This is a genomic window from Mesorhizobium sp. 128a (assembly GCF_053848025.1).
In genome coordinates this window covers 279,594-301,914 of the sequence record NZ_JBSPKY010000004.1, presented here as the reverse complement: position 1 = coordinate 301,914, position 22,321 = coordinate 279,594, and the positions used below count along the sequence as shown (strand labels likewise).

Genomic DNA, 22,321 nt, shown 5'->3' with positions numbered 1-22,321 from the left:
CCGGAGAGGGAAATCAAGGACCGGTGTCGCGGGGCACCGGTCCTTTTTTATGGTCACGGCTATGCCCGCGATTGGCCATGCCGCCGCATCTGGCTGCGGTTTGCTTTCGCTTCCGCAATGCCTAATCTCGCCGGGCAGGGGGACGACATGCGTTCAGGCATCAATTTCAGAATCTATCCGGTCGCAATGCTGCTTTTGCTGACGCCGCAAATGGCGTTTGCGGAGGAGTGGTGGCAAGGCGCCTTCGCCAATGAAGGCTCGAGCCCCTGCGACAACAATGACTCCATCGTGACGTTCACCGACAAATCGGCCGACATGTGGGAAGTCAGCTGTAGCGTCCAAAAAGTCCAGAAGCTGAAGGGCCTCGACGCCATCATTCTGGATATGTCCTGCTCGGACGATGAGCAGAGCAAATCCAAAAAACGAACGCTGTTGCTCAAGCTCGATGAAAACAAGGTGTTGCGATATCCGGAAAACCAGGTGCTGCAACGCTGTTCGGAGCTGGAAGGCAAAGCAAAGCCTTAAGCCGGACCAGCGAGACCCGGCTTTGAGGAACAGTCGGGGAACGGTGCCGAAAAGCACCGGTCTCTCCATTTCAGATCGTCGTCGGGTCCAAATTCGGCGCGAAGCCACGTTGCCGCCATATTCGCGGTGGAAGCGAGGGCTGCGGGTGATGCGTGGCGAAAGCTGTTCGCGCGCCTGTAATGTCGCATCGCGGTTCGCTTTTCACGGCCAAGTGATGCAGGTCATGGTTGGCTAATTGTTAACAGTGCCAACTCTAGAGTGCGGGCGATATCGTCCAATGATCGTGCAAGTAGCCGAACGCTACGCGCCAAACGCTACAAGCCAAGTGCTAGAAGCCAAGTGCTAGAAGAATGTCTGGAACGTCCATGAGAACCAGCCGCCGCTTTTTCCTTTCCGGAGCCTCCGCGCTCGCCGTCGCCATGGTTGCCAATGCCGCCAGCGCGCAGGATGTCATCGACGATATCCTGAAATCTTCAGGCCGCGGCAATTGGGACGACCAGTTCGACGCCCGCGCCTCGGAAGGCGGCAAGGTCGCCTCGACGCTGCCGATCTTCAGCCTGCAGACGGTTGCCTTCACGGAGCAGGCAGTGGCGCAGTACCAGAACATTGTCGCCCAAGGCGGTTGGGAAGAGGTGCCGGCGACCAAGAAGCTGCAACTCGGCGTCGACGATCCGGATGTCGTGCCGCTGCGCAAGAGGCTGATTATTGCGGGCGACCTGGCGCAGAGCGCCGGCATTTCGACGTCGTTCGATTCCTATGTCGACGCCGCGGTCAAGCGCTTCCAGAGCCGCCATGGCCTGCCGGCCGACGGCGCCATGGGCAAGTACACCTATGCCGCAATGAATGTTTCGGCGCAGATCCGGCTCGGCCAGCTGCAGACCAATCTCGAGCGTCTGCGCGAAAAGGCCGGCACGCTGGGCAGCCGCTATGTGCTGGTCGACATCCCGGCGGCACAGATCGAGGCGGTCGAGAACGACCGCGTCGTGCTGCGTCACACCGCAATCGTCGGCAAGATCGACCGCCAGACGCCGGTGGTCAATTCCCAGATCAACGAGATCATCGTCAATCCCTACTGGAACGCGCCGGTCTCGATCGTGCGCAAGGACATCATTCCGCTGATGCGGAAGGATCCCAACTATCTCAAGGATAGCCATATCCGCCTGTTCGCGCCGGATGGCAGCGAAGTCGATCCGATGAATGTCGACTGGTCGACGGACGATGCCGCGAAGTATCGCTTCCGCCAGGATCCGGGTTCCGGCAACGCCATGGCTTCGGTCAAGATCAACTTCCCGAGCCCGGACGGCGTCTACATGCACGACACGCCGCAGCAGAGCCTGTTCGGCAAGATGATGCGCTTCGATTCCTCGGGCTGCGTGCGCGTGCAGAACGTGCGCGACCTCGTGACCTGGATCCTGCGCGACACCCCCGGTTGGGACCGCCAGCATTTCGAGGCGACCATCAAGACCGGTGAGAACACGCCTGTGCAGGTCGTCAACCCGGTGCCGGTGCACTTCCTCTATCTGTCGGCGTGGTCGACGGGTCCAGGCGTTGTGCAGTTCCGCGACGATGTCTACGCACTCGATGGCGCCCAAGAACTGCAGATCACATCTGCGCTCTAAGCGATTGATGTTTTTGAACAAAAGGCCGCCTTCTTGGCGGCCTTCTCTTTTGCGGAAGAGCTTTAGATCAGCCGTTGGTTCACCAGTCGCGCCACTGCCTGCGCGCGGTTGACGGCGCCTAGCTTGCGCCGCGCATTGTCGACATGGAAACGTACGGTCGCCTGGGCGATGCCGAGGATCACCGAGATTTCCCAATCGGTCTTGCCTTCGGCGACGAGCGCCAGGCTGTCGCGTTCGCGCTCCGTCAGCCGGATGGCGGCCGTTGGCGGCGGCGCGGTCAGCTCCATCAGCCTTTCGGTCAACACAAGGCCAGCCATCTGGATGGCGAAGCTTTCCTCGTGAGAAAAATCTCGTTCGTGGAAGCCGAGATGCAGCGAAGCGATGACGCCGTCGGCGCTGTAGGAGGTGGCGCACAGCGCGTCATGGATGTCGGCCTCGCTGAGCGCATCCCAATAGGTGCCGAATTCCTTCGCATCACGAGGCGCAAAATCGCTGAAGCTGTAGCGCGTCCGGCTTTCGCGGATCGCCGTCAGCAACGGGTTGCACTCCAGGCAAACATAGTCGAAGGCCGGGCTTCCCGGCCAGTTCTCCGGCGCCAGCCGCGCGATGAAGCCGCCGGCCGCCCAATGGCTGGCCGAGGTCAGCGTCGCTGTCGGTCGCCGGTAGAGGCGCGTCTGCAGATAGGAAGCGCCGAGATCCTTCATGACCTTGAAGAATCTGACGCTGGCATCCTCGGCCGTCTGCGCCGCAAAGGCCGCTTCGGCATGCGCCATGATCTGTGACAGCACCAATCGAACCCCTGTTCGCTAGCGGCCATGCAAGGTGACATGGCAGAGCCGCGCCGACAAGGCGGCTTGCGGTGGAGGGGGCCTGTCAACCCCACGTTTTCGAGAGGTTACTGCGGCTGCCTGCTCGCTTATCAGGGAAGGGCGCGGCACAGACTTGCCCTTGCGGCAGGGAGGCTGAGGCCGGGCATGATGTTTCTGCCCTTGCCACGCCGGTTCCTGAGCCTCGGCGTGGGGCCGGCCACTCGGTGCCCCAAAGGCAGCCTTGCGCTGACGCCGGGTGCCGGCCTTTTTTCATTCTGTTTGGCTGGCGCTCCCGGGGCCGCGAGCCGCCGCCGGATGCGCCCCGATTTCGGGGCTGACCGACACCGCGACTGCGGTGAAGGATAGAGCCCGGGCGTGGGGGCTCGGGGCGCATTTCCGGCTTCTTGCCACCGAACGACTGCGCAGTTGATCGTCCCCGTGATTCTGCGGCTGCGAGGCGGTTCGGCTGATCGGCAGCCTCGCTGGACGGATCGGCGACAATTGCGCATGGTTCCAAAATCAGCCGGAATCGAACCATGCAGGTCGCCGTCTTCATCCTCACCGTGCTCGTCTTCGTTGCCGTTTCCGGCGCGCTGGTGCGGCTGGTGCGGGTGCCGTTGCCGGTGCTGCAGATTGCCATCGGCGCAGCACTCGCCTGGCCGGTAAAGGGCATCCATGTCGAGATCGAACCCGAACTGTTCCTGCTGGTGTTCATCCCGCCATTGCTGTTCGGCGACGCCTATGGCGCGCCCAAGCGCGAACTGATCGCGCTGCGTGGACCGATCCTCGACCTTGCCATCGGTCTGGTCTTCTTCACCATTGTCGGCTTCGGCTATGCCTTGCACTGGCTGGTGCCGAGCATCCCGCTGGTCGTCGCTTTCGCGCTCGCCGCCGTGCTGTCGCCGACCGATGCGGTTGCCGTATCCTCGATCGTCGACCGGAGCTTGGTGCCGGCGCGGCTGATGCATATTCTGGAAGGCGAGGCGCTGCTCAACGACGCGTCGGGGCTGGTCATGTTCCGCTTCGCAGTCGCGGCCGCACTGACCGGCAGTTTTTCCTTCGCCGGCGCGTCGCTGTCCTTCCTCTATGCCGTCGCCGTCGGCATCCTGGCCGGGGTGGCGGCCTTGTTCATCGCCGCCCGGCTGCTGCAGCTTTTGAACCGCATCGGCGGCGTACCGGCCGAGGTGCAGGTTCTGGTCATGGTGCTGCTGCCGTTCATTGCTTATCTCATTGCCGAGCATCTGCATGCCTCGGGCATTTTGGCGGCGGTCACCGCCGGACTTTTGACCGGCGGCTCCGGCGTGTTCCGCTTCCTTGGCGTTTCGGCCCGTATACAGACGATATCGCTGTGGACCACTTTGTCCTTCACCTACAACGGTGCATTGTTCATCGTGCTCGGCCTGCAACTCCCCGACATCATTCGCCGCGTACCGCCCGAGCTTACCGGCCATTACCCGATCCTCCAGCCGATCGCGACGGTGATTGCGCTGACGCTCTGCCTGATTGCGCTGCGCTTCTTCTGGATCTGGGTCGGCGATATCGCGGCGGGCATCAAGGCGCGGCTGGGCAAGCGCAAGCCTGAGCCGTTCGGCATGCGCGTGCGGCTTGCCGGCTCGGTCGCCGGCGTGCGTGGCGCGATCACGCTGGCCGGCATCCTGTCGCTGCCGCTTGCCATGCCGGACGGCTCACCCTTTCCGGCGCGCGACCTGGTGATCTTTCTCGCCGCCGGCGTCATCATCTGTTCGCTCGCCATCGCCAGCGTGGCGCTGCCGAAGATAGCCCGCGGCCTGGTCGAACCGGGCGAGGATGAGGGCGCCATCGAGGAGCGTCTGGCCCGTGTCGGCGCCGCCAAGGCGGCGATCGCCCGCATCGAGAGCATGGCGGGCGCCGGCGACGACCATGAGGGCGAGGTGCCCGACGCCAGGCTTGCCGCTGCCGAAAACATCGTCGCCGGCTATCGGCGCCGCATCGCCACCTCGGACGAGTCAGACGACGCCCGGGCAGAGGCCCGCGAAGCCGGGCGGCTGGAGCTCGAAATGCGGCTTGCCGGCATCGAGGCCGAGCGCACCGCCGTCCGCAACATGTTCCGCAGCGGCGCGATCAACGACCACACGGCACGATCGCTGTTTACCGAGATCACCCTCACCGAGGCCTTGCTGCAGGGCCGGCAGGAACGGAAATAGCGCTTCCGGGTCCCCTCTGCCGCAAACCGGCCAGCAAATTTCGCGCCGCAAACGTGGCGAGGCCAAAACAACTGTGTTAATGGCGCGGCAATGCATGTCGCTCCGAACCGCGCAGCGGTTTTAGGGCCACGATATGCATAGACAAGATTGCCCCGAACCGGAGGATTTCAGGCCATGGCAACTGCAACGGCAGCGTCGAACACATACGAATCCTTCTTCGAAACCACGCTTGCCGATGCCGATCCCGAGATTTTCGGCGCCATCCGCAACGAACTCGGCCGCCAGCGCCACGAGATCGAGCTGATCGCCTCGGAAAACATCGTTTCGCGTGCCGTGCTCGAGGCGCAGGGCTCGATCATGACCAACAAATACGCCGAGGGCTATCCGGGCAAGCGCTACTATGGCGGCTGCCAGTTCGTCGATGTCGCCGAGGAACTTGCCATCGAGCGCGCCAAGAAGCTGTTCGGCTGCAATTTCGCCAACGTCCAGCCGAACTCCGGCAGCCAGATGAACCAGGCCGTGTTCCTGGCGCTGCTGCAGCCCGGTGACACCTTCATGGGCCTCGACCTGAATTCGGGTGGCCACCTGACCCACGGCTCGCCCGTCAACATGAGCGGCAAATGGTTCAAGGTCGTCTCCTACGGCGTGCGCAAGGAAGACCATCTGCTCGACATGGATGCGATCGAGAAGACCGCGCATGAGACCAAGCCGAAGCTGATCCTGGCGGGCGGCACCGCCTATTCGCGCATCTGGGACTGGAAGCGTTTTCGCGAGATCGCCGACGCGGTCGGCGCCTATCTGATGGTCGACATGGCCCATATTGCCGGGCTCGTCGCCGGCGGCGTGCATCCATCGCCGCTGCCGCATGCCCATGTAGTGACGACCACCACGCATAAGTCGCTGCGCGGCCCGCGCGGCGGCATGATCCTGTGCAATGACGAGGACATCGCCAAGAAGATGAACTCGGCGGTGTTCCCCGGCCTGCAGGGCGGCCCGCTGATGCATGTCATCGCCGCCAAGGCGGTGGCCTTCGGCGAGGCGCTGAAGCCGAGCTTCAAACTCTATGCCGAGAGCGTCGCTGCCAATGCCAAGGCGCTGGCGTCGAGCCTCCAGGAAACCGGCCTCGACATCGTCTCCGGCGGCACCGACAACCATCTGATGCTGGTCGATCTGAGGCCCAAGAACGCCACCGGCAAGCGCGCCGAGGCAGCACTCGGCCGCGCCAACATCACCTGCAACAAGAACGGCATCCCCTTCGATCCGGAAAAGCCTTTCGTCACCTCCGGCGTTCGCCTCGGCACGCCGGCCGGCACCACGCGCGGCTTCGGTCAGGCCGAATTCCGCGAGATCGGCAAGCTGATCGCCGAAGTGCTGGACGGATTGAAGGTTGCCAATTCCGACGAAGGCAATGCGGCTGTCGAGGCGGCGGTGAAGGCCAAGGTCGTGGCGCTGACCGATCGGTTCCCGCTTTATCCCTATCTCGGTTGACCGCCAGCGGCGCTTCGTCTTTTATCCCGCGCTCTGCGCCGCTCCTGTTCGGGCGGCGCGGCTTGCTGGAGATTTGATGATGCGCATGTTCCGTCCTGCCACTCTGGCCCTCTTTGGCTCGTTTGCCGCCTTCACAGTGTCGGGCGCGACTGGCCAGGAGCAGACGCAGCCGAGCACGGAGATGCCGGCGACCAAGACTTTTGGCAGGTGGACCACCATCATCGATGCGCTCGACACCGGCCAGGATTCGCACAAGACCTGCGCCGCCTCCACGGCCTTTCTCGATGGCAATGGCAATGCCGGCACGCTGACGCTTTCGATCTCGACCGGCGACGCTCTGCCGCCCGACGCCTATCCAGCCATCATGATCGCTGTCGCCAACAAGGAACTGCCGACCGGCAAAAAGGTCGCGGCGACGTTCGGTGATCCCGGCGTCAAGGTTTCCGCGACTGTCTATTCCAATGATGCCGCCGGCCGCCCGAGCTGGACAGTCGACAACCAGGCCAAGACCAGCCTCGCGCTGCTGCGTGCGATGCGCCAGGTCATCTCGCTCGATGTGACGTTCGGCAAGCAAACCGTCGCCAGCATTCCGATGGATGGCTTCACCAAGGCCTACCGCAACCTCGGAACGTCCTGCGGCTTCCCGACCAAAGACGTCGCGCCCTGACATATCTGGCGCGGCTGGCAATTTTCCTCGCGTCTCGCTATCTCTGAGAGCACGAGCGGCCGTTGCCGAACCTTTGCCCGTCCCGGCAAAAACCTCTAAGCCTCTCGTTCCGCCAGATTCGCCAACCCGAAGGCCCTCCATGCGCTGTCCCTATTGCCAGTCCGAAGATACGCAGGTGAAGGATTCGCGCCCCGCCGAGGATGGCGCGGCGATCCGCCGGCGGCGCGTCTGCCCCGATTGCGGTGGCCGCTTCACCACTTTCGAGCGCGTCCAGCTGCGCGATCTCGTGGTGGTGAAGAAGTCCGGCCGCAAAGTGCCGTTCGACCGCGACAAGCTGTTGCGTTCGGTGGAGATCGCCGTGCGCAAGCGCAATGTCGATCCCGAGCGCATCGACCGCGCCGTGACCGGCATCGTGCGCCAGCTCGAAAGCTCCGGCGAGACGGAAGTGGCCTCAGGTGAGGTCGGCCGTCTGGTCATGGAAGCGCTGAAATCGCTCGACGACGTCGCCTATGTCCGCTTCGCCTCGGTCTACCGCAATTTCCGCGAGGCCAAGGATTTTCATGAACTGCTGGGCGAGCTCAAAGGCGACGAGCTCAAAGGCGACGAGCCGAAGAGCGAAGAGGACGCCGGCTGAGCATGGCAGCGCCTGGCAAAGCCGAACAGGAAGCTCTCGATCGCCGTTTCATGGCGGCCGCGCTGCGGCTGTCGCGCAAAAACGCCGGCCGCACCTCGACCAACCCGTCGGTCGGCACCATCCTCGTGCGCGATGACGGCGCCGGGCCGATGATCGTCGGCACCGGCGTCACCGCCGTCGGCGGCCGGCCGCATGCCGAGACCGAGGCGCTGGCTGAAGCCGGCGAGCTCGCGCGTGGTGCCACAGCTTACGTCACTCTCGAACCCTGCGCCCATCACGGCCGCACCCCGCCTTGCGCCAATGCGCTGGTCAATGCCGGCGTGACGCGTGTCGTCGGTGCCGCCAGCGATCCCGATCCGCGCGTGTCCGGCCAGGGCTACGCCATCCTGCGCGCTGCCGGTATCGAGGTGGTTGAAAGGGTGCTGGCCACGGAAGCCGCCGAGCAGATGGCCGGCTATCTGATTCGATCCCTGAAAAAGCGCCCGGAAGTGGTTCTGAAGCTTGCGCTTTCCAGCGATGGCAAGATCGGCGTGGAAGGCTCTGGCCAGGTCGCGATCACCGGCGATATTGCACGCCGCGAAGTCTATTTGATGCGGGCCGAGGCCGACGGCATACTGGTCGGCATCGGCACGGCGCTGGAGGACGATCCGGCGCTCACCGTGCGGCTGCCGGGGCTGGAGAACCGCTCGTCGGCGCGCATCGTGCTCGACCGCCAGATCAGGCTGCCGGAAGCCTCGAAGCTGGTATCCGGGATCGACAGGGTGCCGATCTATATCGCCGCCTGCCTGGAGGCCGACCCGCTGCGGCGGTCGGTGCTGGAGCGTGCCGGCGTGCGCTTCATCGGCACCGAAACCCATGAAGGCGGCGTCGCCTTGCCGGAACTGCTTGAGGATCTGGCCGCGCTCGGCATGGCCAGCGTTCTGGTCGAAGGCGGCGCCAAAGTGGCCAGCGCCTTCCTCGCCGAAGGGCTGGTCGACCGCATCGTACTGTTCCAGGGGCCGGAAGCGATCGGCGGGGGCGGCATTGCATCGCCCATCGACGCCGACCATATCCCTCCAGGCTTCCGCAAGTTGCGCGAGATGCGCTTTGGCGAAGACGGGTACGCCGAATGGATAAGGGATTTCTGATGTTTACGGGAATTGTCACAGACGTTGGCACAGTCGCGACCGTGCGGCCGCTGAGGGAAGGCGTCGGCCTGCGCATCGACACCGCCTACGATCCCGACAGCATCGCCATCGGCGCCTCGATTTCCTGTGGCGGCGTCTGCCTGACGGTAACGGCGCTGCCCGACAGCGGCTCGAACGCGCGCTGGTTCGAGGTCGAGGCCTGGGAAGAGGCGCTGCGGCTGACGACAGCGATGGGCTGGAAATCCGGTACCCGGATCAATCTGGAGCGGGCGCTGAAGATCGGCGACGAACTCGGCGGCCACATCGTCTCCGGCCATGTCGACGGCATGGCCGAAATCGTCGAGCGCAAGGACGAGGGCGACGCGGTGCGCTTCACGCTCGAGGCGCCGCGCGAACTGGCGAAATTCATAGCGCCCAAGGGTTCGGTCGCGCTCGACGGCACCTCACTCACCGTCAACAAGGTCGAGGGCACCCGCTTCGACGTGCTGTTGATCCACCATTCGCTGACCGTAACCACCTGGGGCGAACGCAAAGTCGGCGATCACGTCAACCTCGAGATCGACACCATGGCCCGCTACGCGGCGCGGTTGGTGGAGGCGGCGGCCGAAGGGCTTTGATGGCAAACAACCCAACTGGTTCCGCTAAGGGACAAAAGCTTGGCATCGAGGGCCAGGAGGGTTTCGAGCTGTCGACCACCGATCGCAAGGCCTTCGTTGATGCCCTGATCAATCCGCAGCCGGTCAATGATCGACTGCGCGACACAGTGCGTCTATATCGCGAGGCAGCAGGCGTCTGAACGTCGCCTCCATCAATCTTCCGCTTGCGATCAAACCGGCTTCGGCCTAAGTCACCGGCGACCCCCGGAGACATTTATGGCTGGCACATCCCAACACGGCAAAGCGTTCATCCGCCCGAAGAAGAAGGCCCACCTTCTGATCATCGAGGCACGTTTCCATGACGATCTTGCCGACGCGCTTCTCGACGGCGCGACGAATGCACTCGACGAAGCCGGCGCGACCTATGACGTCGTCACCGTTCCTGGTTCGCTGGAAATTCCTGCCGTGATCACTTTCGCACTCGACGGCATGGGCGAAGGCGGCAAGGACTATGATGGTTTTGTCGCGCTTGGCACCATCATCCGTGGTGACACCTATCACTTCGATATCGTCGCCAATGAATCGAGCCGGGCGCTGATGGATCTGTCGGTGCAGGAGGCGATTGCGATCGGCAACGGCATCCTGACGACCGAGAATGACGCGCAGGCCTGGACGCGCGCCAAACGCTCGGAAGGCGACAAGGGCGGCTTTGCCGCGCGCGCAGCACTCACCATGATCGCGCTCAAAGAGCAACTGGGAGCGCAATCGTGAGCGAACCCGCTTCACCCGGTCCGCGCCACGCCAACAAGCGTGGCGCTGCCCGTCTGGCCGCCGTGCAGGCGCTTTACCAGATGGACTTGGCCGGCAGCGGCGTCTTCGAGATCACCGCCGAATACGAGGCCTTCCGGCTCGGCAAGGAAGTCGACGGCGCGCTTTACCGCGAGGCCGACGCGCAATGGTTTCGCGCCATCCTGACTGGCGTCGTCGAGAACCAGAAGACCATCGATCCGATCATCCGCCAGGCGCTGACCGAGGACTGGCCGCTATCGCGGCTGGATTCGACGCTGCGCGCCATCCTGCGCGCCGGCGTCTATGAACTGATGAAGCGCGACGACGTGCCGGTGGCCGTCATCGTTTCGGAATATGTCGATATCGCCAAGGCCTTCTACGAGGAAGACGAGCCGAAGCTGACCAACGCCGTGCTCGATCGCGTGTCGCGGCGGGTGCGCGGCGAGGGGCGCGGCAAGGACGCGTCGTGACCGCTGCAGCGGCAGCAAGAGAGGGCCGCCGCACGGCGATCATCCTGGCCGCGTCGCAGGCGATCATTGGGTCTGCCGCGCCGATCGCCATTTCCATGGGCGGGCTGGCCGGGCAATATCTGCTTGGCCCCGACAAGTCGCTGGCGACGGCGCCGATCACCGGCTTCAACATCGGCGTGGCGCTTGGCGCGCTGCCGGCCGCCGCCATCATCCGCTGGCTTGGCCAGCGCGGCGGCTTCATGACCGGGACCATAGTCACCGCGCTTGGCGGCGTCATATCTACGCTGGCGTTGTTCCAGGGCAGCTTCTGGTTGTTTGCTTTCGCCCTTTTGGTGATCGGCGTCGGCGGCGCCTTCGTTCAGCAGTTCCGCTTCGCTGCCGCCGACAATGCGCCGCCGGAATTCAAGGCGCGCGCCATTTCCTTCGTGCTGGCCGGCGGCATCATCACCGCCATTCTCGGGCCGCAGATCGTCATCTTCACCCGCGAATTGCTGGCGCCGGTGATGTTTGCCGGCTCGTTCGCAGCCATTCCGGTGCTGGCCGCGGTCGGCGCCATCATCCTGTCGTTCCTGCGCATCCCGGCCAAGGCCGCGGCCCACGCGGAAATCGCTTCGAGCGAAGCGCGGCCGCTGTCAGAAATCGTCACCCGGCCGCGCTTCGTCGCGGCACTGTTTTGCGCCGTCGGCAGCTATGCGCTGATGAGCTTCGTCATGACCGGCGCGCCGCTGGCCATGGTCGGCTGCGGCCTGTCGACGGACGACGCCACGCTTGGCATTTCCTGGCATGTGATGGCGATGTTTGCCCCAAGCTTCTTCACCGGATCGCTGATCCATCGCTTCGGCGCCGAACGCATCGTCGCCACGGGCCTTGCGCTGCTGATCGGCTGCGCCGTGGTGGCGTTGTCGGGCCTGCATCTGTGGCAGTTCTGGACGGCGCTGATCCTGCTTGGTCTCGGCTGGAATTTCGCCTTCATCGGCGCCACTTCCATGGTCGCCGACAGCTACCTTCCGTCCGAAAAGAGCAAGGTGCAGGGCTTCCACGACTTCGTCCTGTTCGGCTCCGTCGCGTTCGCCTCGCTGATGTCGGGTGCAATCTACAATGCCTGGGGCTGGGAGATGCTGAACTGGCTGGTCTTCCCGGTCGTCGCGCTGTGCTTCGTCGCGCTTGGCGCGCTCAAGATGACGGGTATGCGCAAAGCCCACGCCTGATACGACTCTATTTTTGACGCAATTCCGGACGGAAAACCGCCGATACTTTTCCTGGAATTGCTCTACCTGACACTGCCTGTCAGCATGGCGCCGGCCGGAATCGCGGCGGCCGCACAAAATTATTGCGTCTGCGCCACTTGCTATGAAACCGTGTGCCCCGACGGGCCGTTGAAGCCATGCTCATATGCGGCCGCCGCATTCCGGTTCAAAGCAAGAGGTTTTCATAATGTTTTCAGTCAAGGTTCTAGCCAGCGCGGCATTGGCGCTTGGCATGTCAGCGGCTTTCGCCAATGCCCAGGTCGTCGTCTCCTCGAAGATCGACACCGAGGGCGGCGTGCTCGGTAACATCATCCAGCTTGTGCTGAACGCCAACAAGATCAAGACCACCGATCGCATCCAGCTCGGCGGTACGCCTGTGGTGCGCAAGGCGATCACCGCCGGCGAGATCGACATCTATCCCGAATACACCGGCAACGCCGCCTTCTTCTTCGAGAAGGCCGACGATCCGATCTGGAAGGATGCCGCCAAGGCCTATGAGACCGCCAAGAAGCTCGACTACGACGCCAACAAGATCGTCTGGCTGTCGCCGTCGCCGGCCAACAACACATGGGCGATCGCGCTGCGCAAGGAGGTTGCCGAGACCAACAAGCTGGCGACGCTCTCCGACTTCGGCAAATACGTCGCCGGCGGCGGCACGGTGGTGCTCGCGGCTTCGGCCGAGTTCGTCAATTCGGCGGCGGCCCTGCCGGCCTTCCAGACCACTTACGGCTTCACGTTGAAGCCGGACCAGCTGATCACGCTTTCGGGTGGCGACACCGCGGCGACCATCGGCGCAGCCGCCAACCAGACCAACGGCGCCAACGCCGCCATGGTCTACGGCACCGATGGCGGCATCGCGCCGTCCGGCCTGGTCGTGCTCGATGACGACAAGGGCGTGCAGCCGGTCTATCAGCCGGCGCCGATCATCCGCGAGGCGGTGCTGAAGGAGCATCCCGAAATCGAGACGCTGTTGAAGCCGGTCTTCGCCAAGCTCGACCTCGTCACGCTGCAGGAGCTCAACGGCCGCGTCCAGGTCGGCGGCGAGCCGGTCAAGGGCGTCGCCGAGGACTTCCTGAAGAAGAACGGGTTCCTGAAGTAAGGCGATTCCGGCGCGCCGCTCGCGTGGCGCGCCGGATCGACTGACGGGGCAGCGCGTGAATATCCGTTTGGACAAGCTCGGCGTCGTCATCGCGGCGATCGTTGCCTATGCGGCGTTCTTCGCCTCGTTCGCCACCTTCCGCGCCAACCGCATCGTGCCCGGCGAGGCGCGTTCGATCCTCGAGGCGTTGCCCGCTATTGTCGGGCCGTTGCTGCTGGCGATCGCCGTCGTGGCCGCAATCATTGCCTTGCTGAAGACCCCGCTGGTCCTGCGCCTTGCCGCAAGCGTGGTGGCGCTCGCTGCCCTTGCCATTTTGATCGGTGTTGCCGGCACCTTCCTCACGCCGGCGGGCAACACCTTTGCCCGCATCTCGCCGGCCTCCGGCTTTTGGCTGCTGATCTTTGCCTTCACGCTGCTGCTCGCCGATGTGCTGACCAGGCTCAACCTGTCGCCGCTGGCCCGTGTCGGCGTGCTTGTCGTCGCAGCACTGGCCATTGGTGTCCTGTTGGCCTCGGGGCTTTGGGACAGCCTTTCGATCCTCAAGGAATATGCCAACCGCGCCGACAGTTTCTGGGTCGAAGGCTCCAAGCACATCACGCTGGCCCTCGGCTCGCTGGCGGCGGCGGTGATCGTCGGCCTGCCGCTCGGAATCCTTTGCCATCGCGTCGAGCGGTTGCGGGCCGGCGTGCTCAACGTGCTCAACATTGTCCAGACCATTCCCTCGATCGCACTGTTCGGCCTGCTCATCGCGCCGCTCGGCTGGGTGGCCGCGCATGTTCCGGGTGCTGCAGCGCTCGGTATCAGAGGTATCGGCACCGCGCCGGCTTTCGTCGCTTTGTTCCTCTATTCGCTGCTGCCGGTTGTCGCCAACACGGTGGTCGGCCTTGCCGGCGTGCCACGCGCGGCCAACGATGCTGCGCGCGGAATGGGCATGACCGACCGCCAGCGCCTGTTCGGCGTCGAGTTTCCGCTGGCCTTTCCGGTGATCCTCACCGGCATTCGCATCGTCCTGGTGCAGAACATCGGCCTGGCCACCATCGCCGCCCTGATCGGCGGCGGCGGCTTTGGCGTGTTCGTGTTCCAGGGCGTCGGGCAGACGGCGATGGACCTGGTGCTGCTGGGCGCAATGCCGACGGTGGCGCTGGCCTTCGCCGCAGCCATCATCCTCGACGCCATCATCGAAATGACCGCCTCTAAATCAGAGAGATAGAGCATGATGTCGTCCGAAAACTGCTTCACACTTTTCGGCATCATGCTCTGGGCGCAGGGTTGAAACGGCATGATCGAGATCGAAGGCATTACCAAGCGTTATGACGCAACGACCGTGGTCGACGACGTCTCGATGGTCATCGAACCGCGCACGGTCTGCGTCATCGTCGGCACCTCCGGCTCCGGCAAGACGACGCTGCTCAGAATGATCAACCGGCTGGTCGAGCCGACTGCTGGTGTGATCAAGCTCGACGGCAAAGACAACCGTTCGCTGCCGGGCTACGAGCTGCGCCGCAGTATCGGCTACGCCATCCAGGGCCACGGTCTGTTCCCGCACCGAACGGTGGCGCAGAACATCGCCACCGTGCCGGTGCTGCTCGGCTGGGACAAGGACCGCATCAAGGCTCGCGTCGACGAACTGATGACACTCTATCAGCTCGACCCTCAGGCCTATGGCCCGCGCTATCCGCACGAGCTGTCCGGCGGCCAGCAGCAGCGCGTCGGCGTCGCCCGCGCGCTCGCCGCCGAACCCAATGTGCTTCTCATGGACGAGCCGTTCGGCGCGCTCGATCCGATCATCCGCACCAAGGCCCAGGAAGATTTGCTGGCGATCCAGAAACGCTTCGGCACCACCATCATCCTCGTCACCCACGACATGGAAGAGGCGGTTCATATGGGTGACAAGATCGCCGTCATGGATGCCGGAAAGCTGGTGCAATATGCCAAGCCGGAAGAGATCCTGGCGCGGCCGGCAAGCGCCTTCGTCGAAACCCTGGTCGGCGCCAGCGAAAAGCCGTTCCGGCTTTTGTCGCTCGGCCGCGTGCGCGACGCCGTGGAGAAGGGGACAGCGGACGGCGAGGCGATCCCCGGCGATGCCAGCCAGCGCGATGCATTGGCGGAACTCCTGTGGTCGGGCCGGCCGGCGTTGCCCGTCAAAGGCGAAGACGGCAAGCCGCTCGGCCGCGTCACCGTCGATGGCCTGGTCAAGCGTGCGGCGAGGCCGGCATGAAAGCCTGGCTGCCTTCGCTGCTCAGGCTTGCCCTGGTGGTGCTGCTTGTTGCCTTCGTCACCAATCCCGGCTGGTTCGAGCCGATGTTGAAGCCGCTGACGGAAAACAATGCGCCGGCGATCTACAATCAGGGCAGCCTGCTGACGCTGACACTGCTGCATCTGAGGACCGTGCTGATTGCGACGCTCGCGGCCACCATGGTCGCGGTGGCACTTGCCATCCTCGTCACCCGGCCGGCCGGAGCCGAGTTCCTGCCGCTGTCGCGCAGCCTGGTCAATATCGGCCAAACCTTCCCGCCAGTGGCGGTTCTCGCGCTGGCGGTGCCCGCCGTCGGCTTCGGCGAGAAGCCGACGCTGATTGCGCTGTTCCTCTACGGCCTGCTGCCGATCTTCGAGAACGCACTGACCGGTCTGACGACGCTGCCGGGCAATGTCATGGAGGCTGCGCGCGGCGCCGGCATGACCGGCTGGCAGAGGCTGATCAAGGTCGAACTGCCGCTCAGCGCGCCGATCATCCTGGGCGGCATTAGGCTATCGGTGGTGATCAGCCTGGCCACCGCAACAATCGGCTCGACGGTTGCCGCCAAGACGCTGGGCGAGGTGATCATCGCTGGCCTTTTGTCCAACAATCTTGCCTTCGTCCTGCAAGGCGGCCTGATCGTCGCCGCCCTTGCGGTGCTGATCTATGACGGGCTGTCGGCGATCGAACGCTACACCGCTGGCCGCATGGGGCAGGAGACCGGCGGCTGATCTTCGGCCGGACCGCGCGCCACGACTGACTGACGTAGCGTCATTTCAATCGATCTAATAGCAAGGCCGCAGCGACTACAATGTTCTGGTCTAACCCCTTTTGGCTGAAAGGCGGGCAAAAACCGAACAATATCTTGACGTTCCAACCCCTGTTTCGCATACACGCCAGCGAAGGAGCGGATTCCGCCTGCCGGCATCTGTTTCCCGTCTCAACGGCCCAGGGAGGGGTTCTTTTGGGCCACCAATCGAGGAAAATTCGGCAATGACCATCATTTCCGCTGTCATCGCCTGCGGTTTGCTTTCTGTCCTCTACGCCATTTGGGCGACACGATCGGTCCTCGCGTCCGATCAGGGCAATCAGCGCATGCAGGAAATCTCCGCCGCCATCCGCGAAGGCGCGCAGGCCTATCTGGCGCGCCAGTACACCACCATTGCCATTGTCGGCGTGGTCGTGCTCATTCTCGCCTGGTGGCTGCTCTCGATCACCGCAGCGATCGGCTTCCTGATCGGCGCCGTGCTTTCAGGCGCTGCCGGCTTCATCGGCATGCACGTCTCGGTGCGCGCCAATGTGCGCACCGCGCAGGCAGCGTCGAACAGCCTTGCCGCCGGCCTCGACATCGCCTTCAAGTCGGGCGCCATCACCGGCATGCTGGTAGCGGGCCTGGCTCTGCTCGGCGTCTCGATCTACTACCTGATCCTGACCGGCCCGATGGGCCTGCAGCCCAATGACCGCATCGTCATCGACTCGCTGGTTTCGCTCGGCTTCGGCGCCTCGCTGATCTCGATCTTCGCCCGTCTCGGCGGCGGCATCTTTACCAAGGGCGCCGACGTCGGCGGCGATCTCGTCGGCAAGGTCGAAGCCGGTATCCCTGAAGACGATCCGCGCAACCCGGCCACCATCGCCGACAATGTCGGCGACAATGTCGGCGACTGCGCCGGCATGGCCGCCGACCTGTTTGAGACCTATGCGGTGACGGTCGTTGCCACCATGGTGCTGGGCGCCATCTTCTTCGGCGGCACCGCGATCCTCGGCGCTGCGATGCTCTATCCGCTGGCCATCTGCGGCGCGTGCATCCTGACCTCGATCGTCGGCACCTTCTTCGTCAAGCTCGGTTCCAACGGCTCGATCATGGGCGCGCTCTACAAGGGCCTGATCGTCACCGGCCTGCTGTCGATCGCCGGCCTCGCCGTGGCTACTTCGGTATGCCTCGGTTGGGGTGAAATCGGCACCGTTGCCGGCATGGCCATCACCGGCAAGAACCTGTTCATCTGCGGCCTGATCGGCCTCGTGGTGACCGGTTTGATCGTGGTGATCACCGAATACTACACCGGCACCAACAAGCGCCCCGTCAACTCGATTGCCCAGGCTTCGGTGACCGGTCACGGCACCAATGTCATCCAGGGCCTCGCGGTTTCCCTGGAATCGACGGCACTTCCGGCCATCGTCATCGTCGGCGGCATCATCTCGACCTACCAGCTTGCCGGCCTTTACGGCACGGCGATCGCAGTCACCACCATGCTCGGCCTGGCCGGCATGATCGTCGCGCTCGACGCCTTCGGCCCGGTCACCGACAATGCCGGCGGCATTGCCGAAATGGCCGGCCTGCCCAAGGAAGTGCGCCACTCCACCGACGCGCTCGACGCGGTCGGCAACACCACCAAGGCGGTGACCAAGGGCTATGCCATCGGTTCGGCCGGCCTCGGTGCGCTGGTGCTGTTTGCCGCCTACTCGAATGACCTGAAGTTCTTTGCCGCCAACGGCGACAAATATCCCTACTTCCAGGGTATGGGCGACATCTCCTTCGATCTTTCCAACCCCTACGTCGTCGCCGGCCTGATCTTCGGCGGCCTCATCCCGTATCTGTTCGGCGGCATTGCCATGACGGCTGTCGGCCGTGCGGCGGGCGCCATCGTCGAGGAGGTGCGCAAGCAGTTCCGCGAGGATCCGGGCATCATGGCCGGGACCTCCAAGCCAAACTATGCGCGCGCCGTCGATCTTTTGACCAAGGCTGCGATCCGGGAAATGATCATCCCGTCGCTGCTGCCGGTGCTGGCCCCGCTCGTCGTCTATTTCGGCGTGCTGCTGATCTCGGGCTCGAAGGCGTCCGCCTTTGCCGCGCTCGGCGCCTCGCTGCTCGGCGTCATCGTCAACGGCCTGTTCGTCGCCATCTCGATGACGTCGGGCGGCGGCGCCTGGGACAACGCGAAAAAATCGTTCGAAGACGGCTTTGTCGACAAGAACGGCGTCAAGCACCTCAAGGGCTCCGAAGCCCACAAGGCTTCTGTCACCGGCGATACGGTCGGCGATCCCTACAAGGACACCGCCGGTCCGGCGGTCAACCCGGCGATCAAGATCACCAACATCGTCGCGCTGCTGCTGCTGGCCGTGCTCGCGCACGGCTGAGGCAATTCAGCTCCTTCAGAAAAAACCCGCGGGAGCGATCCCGCGGGTTTTTGTTTGCTTCAGTTTTTTTCCGGTCCAGTCTCGCAATCGCTGCGCTTGCTGTAGCGGTCGAGCAATTCGCCCGCGTTCGGCTCGCGTTCCGGCATCGGCGCAAGGCCGCGCCCGCGACGCAGCATGGCGACGAAGGCGCCCCGCTTGTGCTTGCGGCGGAAGGAGCGGGCGCGGGGGTGGATGCCAAACGCCGCCATCAGCCTGCGCCGCAGATAGCTCGATGCCTTCAGCCTCACAGGGTCGCGCGCACGGCCCAGGATTTTCACGCGCAAGGCGTCCGGCGCCTGCATGGCGTTGAGAAGGTCCTCCTGCTCCTGCGCCTTGTCGTCGAGATAGGAACCCTTGCGGATGCCGGAGTGCAGCTTGACCACGGTCAGGTGCGGCATCGTCGCGATCACCGCGCCTTTCCACCACGCTCGAAACAGCCAGTCCTGCGAACTTTCGCAAAAACACTGGCTGGCCGGCCGCCAGGGCCCGAGCAGGCCGAAGGAAGCCCGGCGGAACATTTGCGCCGAACCGAACGCTTCCGTGGTAACAGGGTCGTAGAAGCCGTCCTTGCCGAGCCCGAAGATCAAGTCGCCGGTATCGCCAGGGACCGATGGCGGCCGAATGACTGCGCCGCGCGCCAGCACCACGTCAGCGCCCGTCGCGTCTATCCAGCCGGTCATCGCCGCCAGATGGTCGGGAAACCACAGATCGTCATGGTTGAGCAAAGCGACGAAGCGGCCACGCGCCCTGGCAAAGCCGATATTGTTGGGTCCCGACTGTTCGCCGAAATTGACCGGGAGATCGACATAGGCGATGCGGGCATCGCGAAATTCAGCGACGACGGCCGCCGTATCCGGCTTGCAGCCATCGCCGATGACCAGGGCTTCCCAGTCCTGCAGCGTCTGGTGCATGACGCTGGTCAGCGCCTGCCGCAGTGCTGCCGGCCGGTTGTGCGTCGCGATGACGACCGAGACCAGTGGTTGGCTGCCGGTCTGATCGCGCTGCCCGGATGCTTCCACGCTACACCAGCTTGTAGGGGATGTGGTCGGTATCCGGCGGCAGGCGCCAGTGATCGGGCTGATCATAGGCGTAGGCCTTGTCGACGAGATTGAGCACCACTGCCGTTTCCGCTCCAAGCGAAACAATGCCGTGCCAAATGCCGGGCGGAATGATGACCACCGCCGGGCGCAACGGGCCAAGGATCTTGTGCCAGACGGCGCCGAAGGTCGGCGAGGCCTTGCGCCCATCGAAAAGCGAAATGCGAACGCTGCCGACGCAGCAGAACAGCCGGTCGGTGGTCTCTGCATGCGCATGCCAGCCTGTCACCGCGCCGGGATACAAGGTGCGTTGGAAGACCTGGCCGACCGGTTCGGAATTGAGTTCCCATTCCTCGCGGAAAATCTCGGTCAGATAGCCGGTGGAGGTAGCGACCGGCCTGATCTCCTTGACCCTCACGCCATCGATCGCCACCGGCTCGATGGGCATCCAGTCCGGCGTGACCACCTGGCCGTCGGCCGTTCCGGTCGCCATCCAGCCGGTCGGTATTGTCCGGTTTTTGTCCTGCACGGGGTGCTCCCAATTCAGCGTGATGCCCCCAATTGGCCAGCATGGTCTGATACGAATTTGGCCGGTCGCTGGCAAGTATGCGTCACGCCTCCCGCCGTCATTTCGGCATGACGCCGTCGGAAGCACGGCAGAGCGTGGCTGTGCAACACGCCTCGCTGGAGCCCGGCGGTCGAACCGGTTACGCGCGGCAAACCGCGACGGGCGAGGCGGCATGACCTCAAAACAAAAGCCCGCGGGATCGCTCCCGCGGGCTTTTGGTCGCCTGAGATGGTGTTTGCTTCGAACGAAGCAAGGTGAAAAATCTTGAGGAAGCGTGGCCGCTTCTCAGGCGCCGCCGCCGCCGCCGCCGGGAATGCCGGGCGCCAGCTTGCTTGCGCCGTTGATGATCTGGCTGAGGAAATTCTGGTCCTTGCCGCCGGTTGGCGTGGTGCGCGAGATGAAGTCGAAGATCTTGCCGTCCTTCAGGCCATAATTGGCGATCTGGGTAACGCGCCCGTCATCGCCGAAATAGACCGCCAGCACTTTCTGGTCGACCAGGTGCGGCTTGTCGAAGGCGACATAGCGCTTGCGCGTCTGCGAGATGTAATAGAAGGCCTCGTTGTCGAAAGTTGCCGTCGTCGACGGCGTGCCGAGCGCCAGAAGCACCTGTTCGCGGCTGGAGCCTACCGGCACCGAGTCGACCGCCTGCTGGTCGATGACATAGCCCTGCGTCAACGTCTCGCCCGGGGTAAGGTCGCCGAACATCTTGGACGAATTGCAGCCTGACAGCGCGGAAGCCACCAACACCAGAGAAACCGCCGCGGTTGCCCCGGGCAGCAAAGTCGACTTGAATTTCAGCGCGCGCAACAACAACTCCATTAGCTGACCGCAACTTGCGCTGGGCGGCAAAACCGGTAAACCAGCTTGCTTGCCGATGCAACAAGGCCAATTCAAACAAAAGGTCCCCAGGAGACCACCCTCAATGTTCCAGCGCCTTTTTGGCCGCGAACGCAACGCCAACCGCGCTATCACCGAGGCGCTGTACGCACAAATCGTGGCAGCGGCGCGGCAGACAGTGTTTTATTCCGACTGGAATGTGCCGGACACGCCGCTCGGCCGTTTCGAGATGCTGTCGCTGCACATGTTCCTGTTTCAGCACCGGCTGCGAGGCGAAGAGGGCGTCGCGCAAGAGGTCGCGCAGGTCTTGATCGACGAGTTCTTTCTCGATGTCGAGCATTCGCTGCGGGAGCTGGGTGTTGGCGATGTCGGCGTGCCGAAGCGCATGAAGAGGCTGGCGAAAATGTTCTACGGCCGTACCGCCGCCTATGACGACGCGCTGGAACGCCGTGATGGCGATGCGCTTGCTGCAGCCCTGGCACGCAATGTCAGGCCCGACGCCGGCGCCTGGCCGCAGGCCCTGCCGCTGGCGTCCTATGTGATCGATGCCGCAAGGCAGCTTGAGGCGCAGCCGTCCGAATCGATCCTCTCCGGCACGGTGGCGTTTCCCGTCGCCAAGGCGCAATGAAGGAAATCAAGAGGGAGGCTGAGATGAAACATGCGGACACGCCGAGCCCGGTATCATTCAAGGCCAATGTCGGTCGCCTGCCGCAAAAAGGCCTCCCGGTCGTGATCGATGCCGACCCGGCGCAGCGCGCCGCCCTTGCGGCAGAGCACGAGCTGCTCTCGGTCGAAAACTACCGCGCCGAGTTGCTGGTGGCGCCATGGAAGCGCAACGGCGTCAAGGTCAGTGGTCGCGTCGAGGCCGATATCACCCAGGCGTGTATCGTTACCCTCGAGCCGGTCGCGGCCCATATCGACGAGGAGGTCGAGGCGCTGTTCCTGCCGGAGCAATCCAAGCTCGGACGCCAGGGTTTCGAAGGCGGCGGCGAAATCCTCCTCGATGCCGACGGGCCAGACGGCCCGGAAACCTTCTCCGGCGATACGATCGATGTCGGCGCGCTCGCCGAACAGTTCTTCGGGCTGGCGATCGATCCCTATCCACGCAAGTCCGGCGCCTCGCTGGATGCCGCCAGCCCGGACGAACCGGTCGAGAACGAATTCCAGCAAAAGCTGCGATCCTTGCTTGGAAAATCCTAAAACACGATGCGATCGG

At 64.0% G+C, this 22,321-nt stretch carries 23 protein-coding genes; 19 read left to right on the top strand and 4 right to left on the bottom strand.

Annotated elements, in window-relative coordinates; genetic code table 11:
* Positions 1-117 precede the first annotated feature (117 nt).
* Positions 118-525 (top strand): hypothetical protein, encoded by a 408-nt coding sequence (locus ACWTU9_RS10260; protein WP_455858179.1) that lies wholly within the window; start codon positions 118-120, stop codon positions 523-525.
* Between the two features lie 365 nt (positions 526-890).
* Complete coding sequence (locus ACWTU9_RS10255; RefSeq protein ID WP_455858178.1) at positions 891-2,144, top strand: L,D-transpeptidase family protein; 1,254 nt, start codon at positions 891-893, stop codon at positions 2,142-2,144.
* A 62-nt stretch (positions 2,145-2,206) separates the two neighbouring features.
* On the opposite strand, the gene ACWTU9_RS10250 is transcribed toward ACWTU9_RS10255, so the two are convergent.
* On the bottom strand, positions 2,207-2,932 hold the full coding sequence (locus ACWTU9_RS10250; protein ID WP_455858177.1) for a helix-turn-helix transcriptional regulator: 726 nt from the start codon (positions 2,930-2,932) through the stop codon (positions 2,207-2,209).
* A gap of 557 nt (positions 2,933-3,489) precedes the next feature.
* Between ACWTU9_RS10250 and ACWTU9_RS10245 the strand changes: the two genes are divergently transcribed.
* From ACWTU9_RS10245 to ACWTU9_RS10175, 15 genes are all read left to right on the top strand, one after another.
* Positions 3,490-5,136 carry a Na+/H+ antiporter gene (locus ACWTU9_RS10245; RefSeq protein ID WP_455858176.1) on the top strand — a complete coding sequence of 549 codons (1,647 nt, stop codon included), beginning with the start codon at positions 3,490-3,492 and terminating at the stop codon, positions 5,134-5,136.
* Between the two features lie 174 nt (positions 5,137-5,310).
* A complete protein-coding gene (gene glyA, locus ACWTU9_RS10240; RefSeq protein WP_455858175.1) occupies positions 5,311-6,624 on the top strand; it encodes a serine hydroxymethyltransferase in 1,314 nt (437 codons plus the stop codon).
* A 79-nt stretch (positions 6,625-6,703) separates the two neighbouring features.
* Complete coding sequence (locus ACWTU9_RS10235; RefSeq protein WP_455858281.1) at positions 6,704-7,291, top strand: hypothetical protein; 588 nt, start codon at positions 6,704-6,706, stop codon at positions 7,289-7,291.
* Between the two features lie 139 nt (positions 7,292-7,430).
* On the top strand, positions 7,431-7,925 hold the full coding sequence (gene nrdR / locus ACWTU9_RS10230; protein ID WP_454576041.1) for a transcriptional regulator NrdR: 495 nt from the start codon (positions 7,431-7,433) through the stop codon (positions 7,923-7,925).
* A 2-nt stretch (positions 7,926-7,927) separates the two neighbouring features.
* Positions 7,928-9,052, top strand: coding sequence for a bifunctional diaminohydroxyphosphoribosylaminopyrimidine deaminase/5-amino-6-(5-phosphoribosylamino)uracil reductase RibD (gene ribD, locus ACWTU9_RS10225; RefSeq protein ID WP_455858174.1), 1,125 nt, complete (start codon positions 7,928-7,930; stop codon positions 9,050-9,052).
* Positions 9,052-9,669 (top strand): riboflavin synthase, encoded by a 618-nt coding sequence (locus ACWTU9_RS10220; protein ID WP_455858280.1) that lies wholly within the window; start codon positions 9,052-9,054, stop codon positions 9,667-9,669. The genes ribD and ACWTU9_RS10220 overlap by 1 nt, the downstream gene beginning before the upstream one ends.
* Positions 9,669-9,848: a hypothetical protein gene (locus ACWTU9_RS10215; RefSeq protein ID WP_455858173.1), complete on the top strand. Its 180-nt coding sequence runs from the start codon at positions 9,669-9,671 to the stop codon at positions 9,846-9,848. The genes ACWTU9_RS10220 and ACWTU9_RS10215 overlap by 1 nt, the downstream gene beginning before the upstream one ends.
* 76 nt (positions 9,849-9,924) lie before the next feature.
* Positions 9,925-10,419, top strand: a complete 495-nt coding sequence (gene ribH / locus ACWTU9_RS10210) for a 6,7-dimethyl-8-ribityllumazine synthase (protein ID WP_181060738.1) — start codon at positions 9,925-9,927, stop codon at positions 10,417-10,419.
* Positions 10,416-10,907, top strand: coding sequence for a transcription antitermination factor NusB (gene nusB / locus ACWTU9_RS10205; RefSeq protein ID WP_181060737.1), 492 nt, complete (start codon positions 10,416-10,418; stop codon positions 10,905-10,907). The genes ribH and nusB overlap by 4 nt, the downstream gene beginning before the upstream one ends.
* Positions 10,904-12,115, top strand: a complete 1,212-nt coding sequence (locus ACWTU9_RS10200; protein ID WP_455858172.1) for an MFS transporter — start codon at positions 10,904-10,906, stop codon at positions 12,113-12,115. The genes nusB and ACWTU9_RS10200 overlap by 4 nt, the downstream gene beginning before the upstream one ends.
* A gap of 226 nt (positions 12,116-12,341) precedes the next feature.
* Entirely contained in the window at positions 12,342-13,253 is a 912-nt protein-coding gene (gene osmF / locus ACWTU9_RS10195; protein ID WP_455858171.1) for a glycine betaine ABC transporter substrate-binding protein OsmF, read from the top strand.
* A gap of 55 nt (positions 13,254-13,308) precedes the next feature.
* Complete coding sequence (locus tag ACWTU9_RS10190) at positions 13,309-14,463, top strand: ABC transporter permease (RefSeq protein WP_455858170.1); 1,155 nt, start codon at positions 13,309-13,311, stop codon at positions 14,461-14,463.
* 69 nt (positions 14,464-14,532) lie between these two features.
* Entirely contained in the window at positions 14,533-15,471 is a 939-nt protein-coding gene (locus ACWTU9_RS10185) for an ABC transporter ATP-binding protein (RefSeq protein WP_455858169.1), read from the top strand.
* Entirely contained in the window at positions 15,468-16,220 is a 753-nt protein-coding gene (locus ACWTU9_RS10180; RefSeq protein ID WP_455858168.1) for an ABC transporter permease, read from the top strand. Before ACWTU9_RS10185 ends, ACWTU9_RS10180 begins: the two co-directional genes overlap by 4 nt.
* Positions 16,221-16,482: 262 nt before the next feature.
* The gene (locus ACWTU9_RS10175) at positions 16,483-18,624 is read left to right on the top strand and encodes a sodium-translocating pyrophosphatase (RefSeq protein WP_455858167.1); all 2,142 of its coding nucleotides are present in this window, start codon (positions 16,483-16,485) and stop codon (positions 18,622-18,624) included.
* A gap of 59 nt (positions 18,625-18,683) precedes the next feature.
* Here ACWTU9_RS10175 and ACWTU9_RS10170 read toward each other — a convergent pair whose 3' ends face one another.
* The 3 genes from ACWTU9_RS10170 to ACWTU9_RS10160 form a co-directional block, all read right to left on the bottom strand.
* Positions 18,684-19,682, bottom strand: coding sequence for a glycosyltransferase family 2 protein (locus tag ACWTU9_RS10170; protein ID WP_455858166.1), 999 nt, complete (start codon positions 19,680-19,682; stop codon positions 18,684-18,686).
* A 1-nt stretch (position 19,683) separates the two neighbouring features.
* On the bottom strand, positions 19,684-20,229 hold the full coding sequence (locus ACWTU9_RS10165; RefSeq protein ID WP_455858165.1) for a dTDP-4-dehydrorhamnose 3,5-epimerase family protein: 546 nt from the start codon (positions 20,227-20,229) through the stop codon (positions 19,684-19,686).
* A 324-nt stretch (positions 20,230-20,553) separates the two neighbouring features.
* Positions 20,554-21,075, bottom strand: a complete 522-nt coding sequence (locus tag ACWTU9_RS10160; RefSeq protein WP_455858164.1) for an outer membrane protein assembly factor BamE — start codon at positions 21,073-21,075, stop codon at positions 20,554-20,556.
* 115 nt (positions 21,076-21,190) lie between these two features.
* On the opposite strand from ACWTU9_RS10160, the gene ACWTU9_RS10155 reads away from it, so the two are divergent.
* Together ACWTU9_RS10155 and ACWTU9_RS10150 are read left to right on the top strand one after the other, a co-directional pair.
* Positions 21,191-21,733 (top strand): ubiquinol-cytochrome C chaperone family protein, encoded by a 543-nt coding sequence (locus tag ACWTU9_RS10155; protein ID WP_455858163.1) that lies wholly within the window; start codon positions 21,191-21,193, stop codon positions 21,731-21,733.
* 23 nt (positions 21,734-21,756) lie between these two features.
* Positions 21,757-22,305, top strand: coding sequence for a YceD family protein (locus ACWTU9_RS10150; protein WP_455858162.1), 549 nt, complete (start codon positions 21,757-21,759; stop codon positions 22,303-22,305).
* Positions 22,306-22,321 lie beyond the last annotated feature (16 nt).

Excerpts from the sequence above, each read along its gene's own strand:
- ACWTU9_RS10260 (WP_455858179.1), top strand. The coding sequence starts at position 118 with ATGCCTAATCTCGCCGGGCAGGGGGACGACATGCGTTCAGGCATCAAT.
- ACWTU9_RS10255 (WP_455858178.1), top strand. The coding sequence starts at position 891 with ATGAGAACCAGCCGCCGCTTTTTCCTTTCCGGAGCCTCCGCGCTCGCC.
- ACWTU9_RS10245 (WP_455858176.1), top strand. The coding sequence starts at position 3,490 with ATGCAGGTCGCCGTCTTCATCCTCACCGTGCTCGTCTTCGTTGCCGTT.
- glyA (WP_455858175.1), top strand. The coding sequence starts at position 5,311 with ATGGCAACTGCAACGGCAGCGTCGAACACATACGAATCCTTCTTCGAA.
- ACWTU9_RS10235 (WP_455858281.1), top strand. The coding sequence starts at position 6,704 with ATGCGCATGTTCCGTCCTGCCACTCTGGCCCTCTTTGGCTCGTTTGCC.
- nrdR (WP_454576041.1), top strand. The coding sequence starts at position 7,431 with ATGCGCTGTCCCTATTGCCAGTCCGAAGATACGCAGGTGAAGGATTCG.
- ribD (WP_455858174.1), top strand. The coding sequence starts at position 7,928 with ATGGCAGCGCCTGGCAAAGCCGAACAGGAAGCTCTCGATCGCCGTTTC.
- ACWTU9_RS10220 (WP_455858280.1), top strand. The coding sequence starts at position 9,052 with ATGTTTACGGGAATTGTCACAGACGTTGGCACAGTCGCGACCGTGCGG.
- ACWTU9_RS10215 (WP_455858173.1), top strand. The coding sequence starts at position 9,669 with ATGGCAAACAACCCAACTGGTTCCGCTAAGGGACAAAAGCTTGGCATC.
- ribH (WP_181060738.1), top strand. The coding sequence starts at position 9,925 with ATGGCTGGCACATCCCAACACGGCAAAGCGTTCATCCGCCCGAAGAAG.
- osmF (WP_455858171.1), top strand. The coding sequence starts at position 12,342 with ATGTTTTCAGTCAAGGTTCTAGCCAGCGCGGCATTGGCGCTTGGCATG.
- ACWTU9_RS10185 (WP_455858169.1), top strand. The coding sequence starts at position 14,533 with ATGATCGAGATCGAAGGCATTACCAAGCGTTATGACGCAACGACCGTG.
- ACWTU9_RS10180 (WP_455858168.1), top strand. The coding sequence starts at position 15,468 with ATGAAAGCCTGGCTGCCTTCGCTGCTCAGGCTTGCCCTGGTGGTGCTG.
- ACWTU9_RS10175 (WP_455858167.1), top strand. The coding sequence starts at position 16,483 with ATGACCATCATTTCCGCTGTCATCGCCTGCGGTTTGCTTTCTGTCCTC.
- ACWTU9_RS10155 (WP_455858163.1), top strand. The coding sequence starts at position 21,191 with ATGTTCCAGCGCCTTTTTGGCCGCGAACGCAACGCCAACCGCGCTATC.
- ACWTU9_RS10150 (WP_455858162.1), top strand. The coding sequence starts at position 21,757 with ATGAAACATGCGGACACGCCGAGCCCGGTATCATTCAAGGCCAATGTC.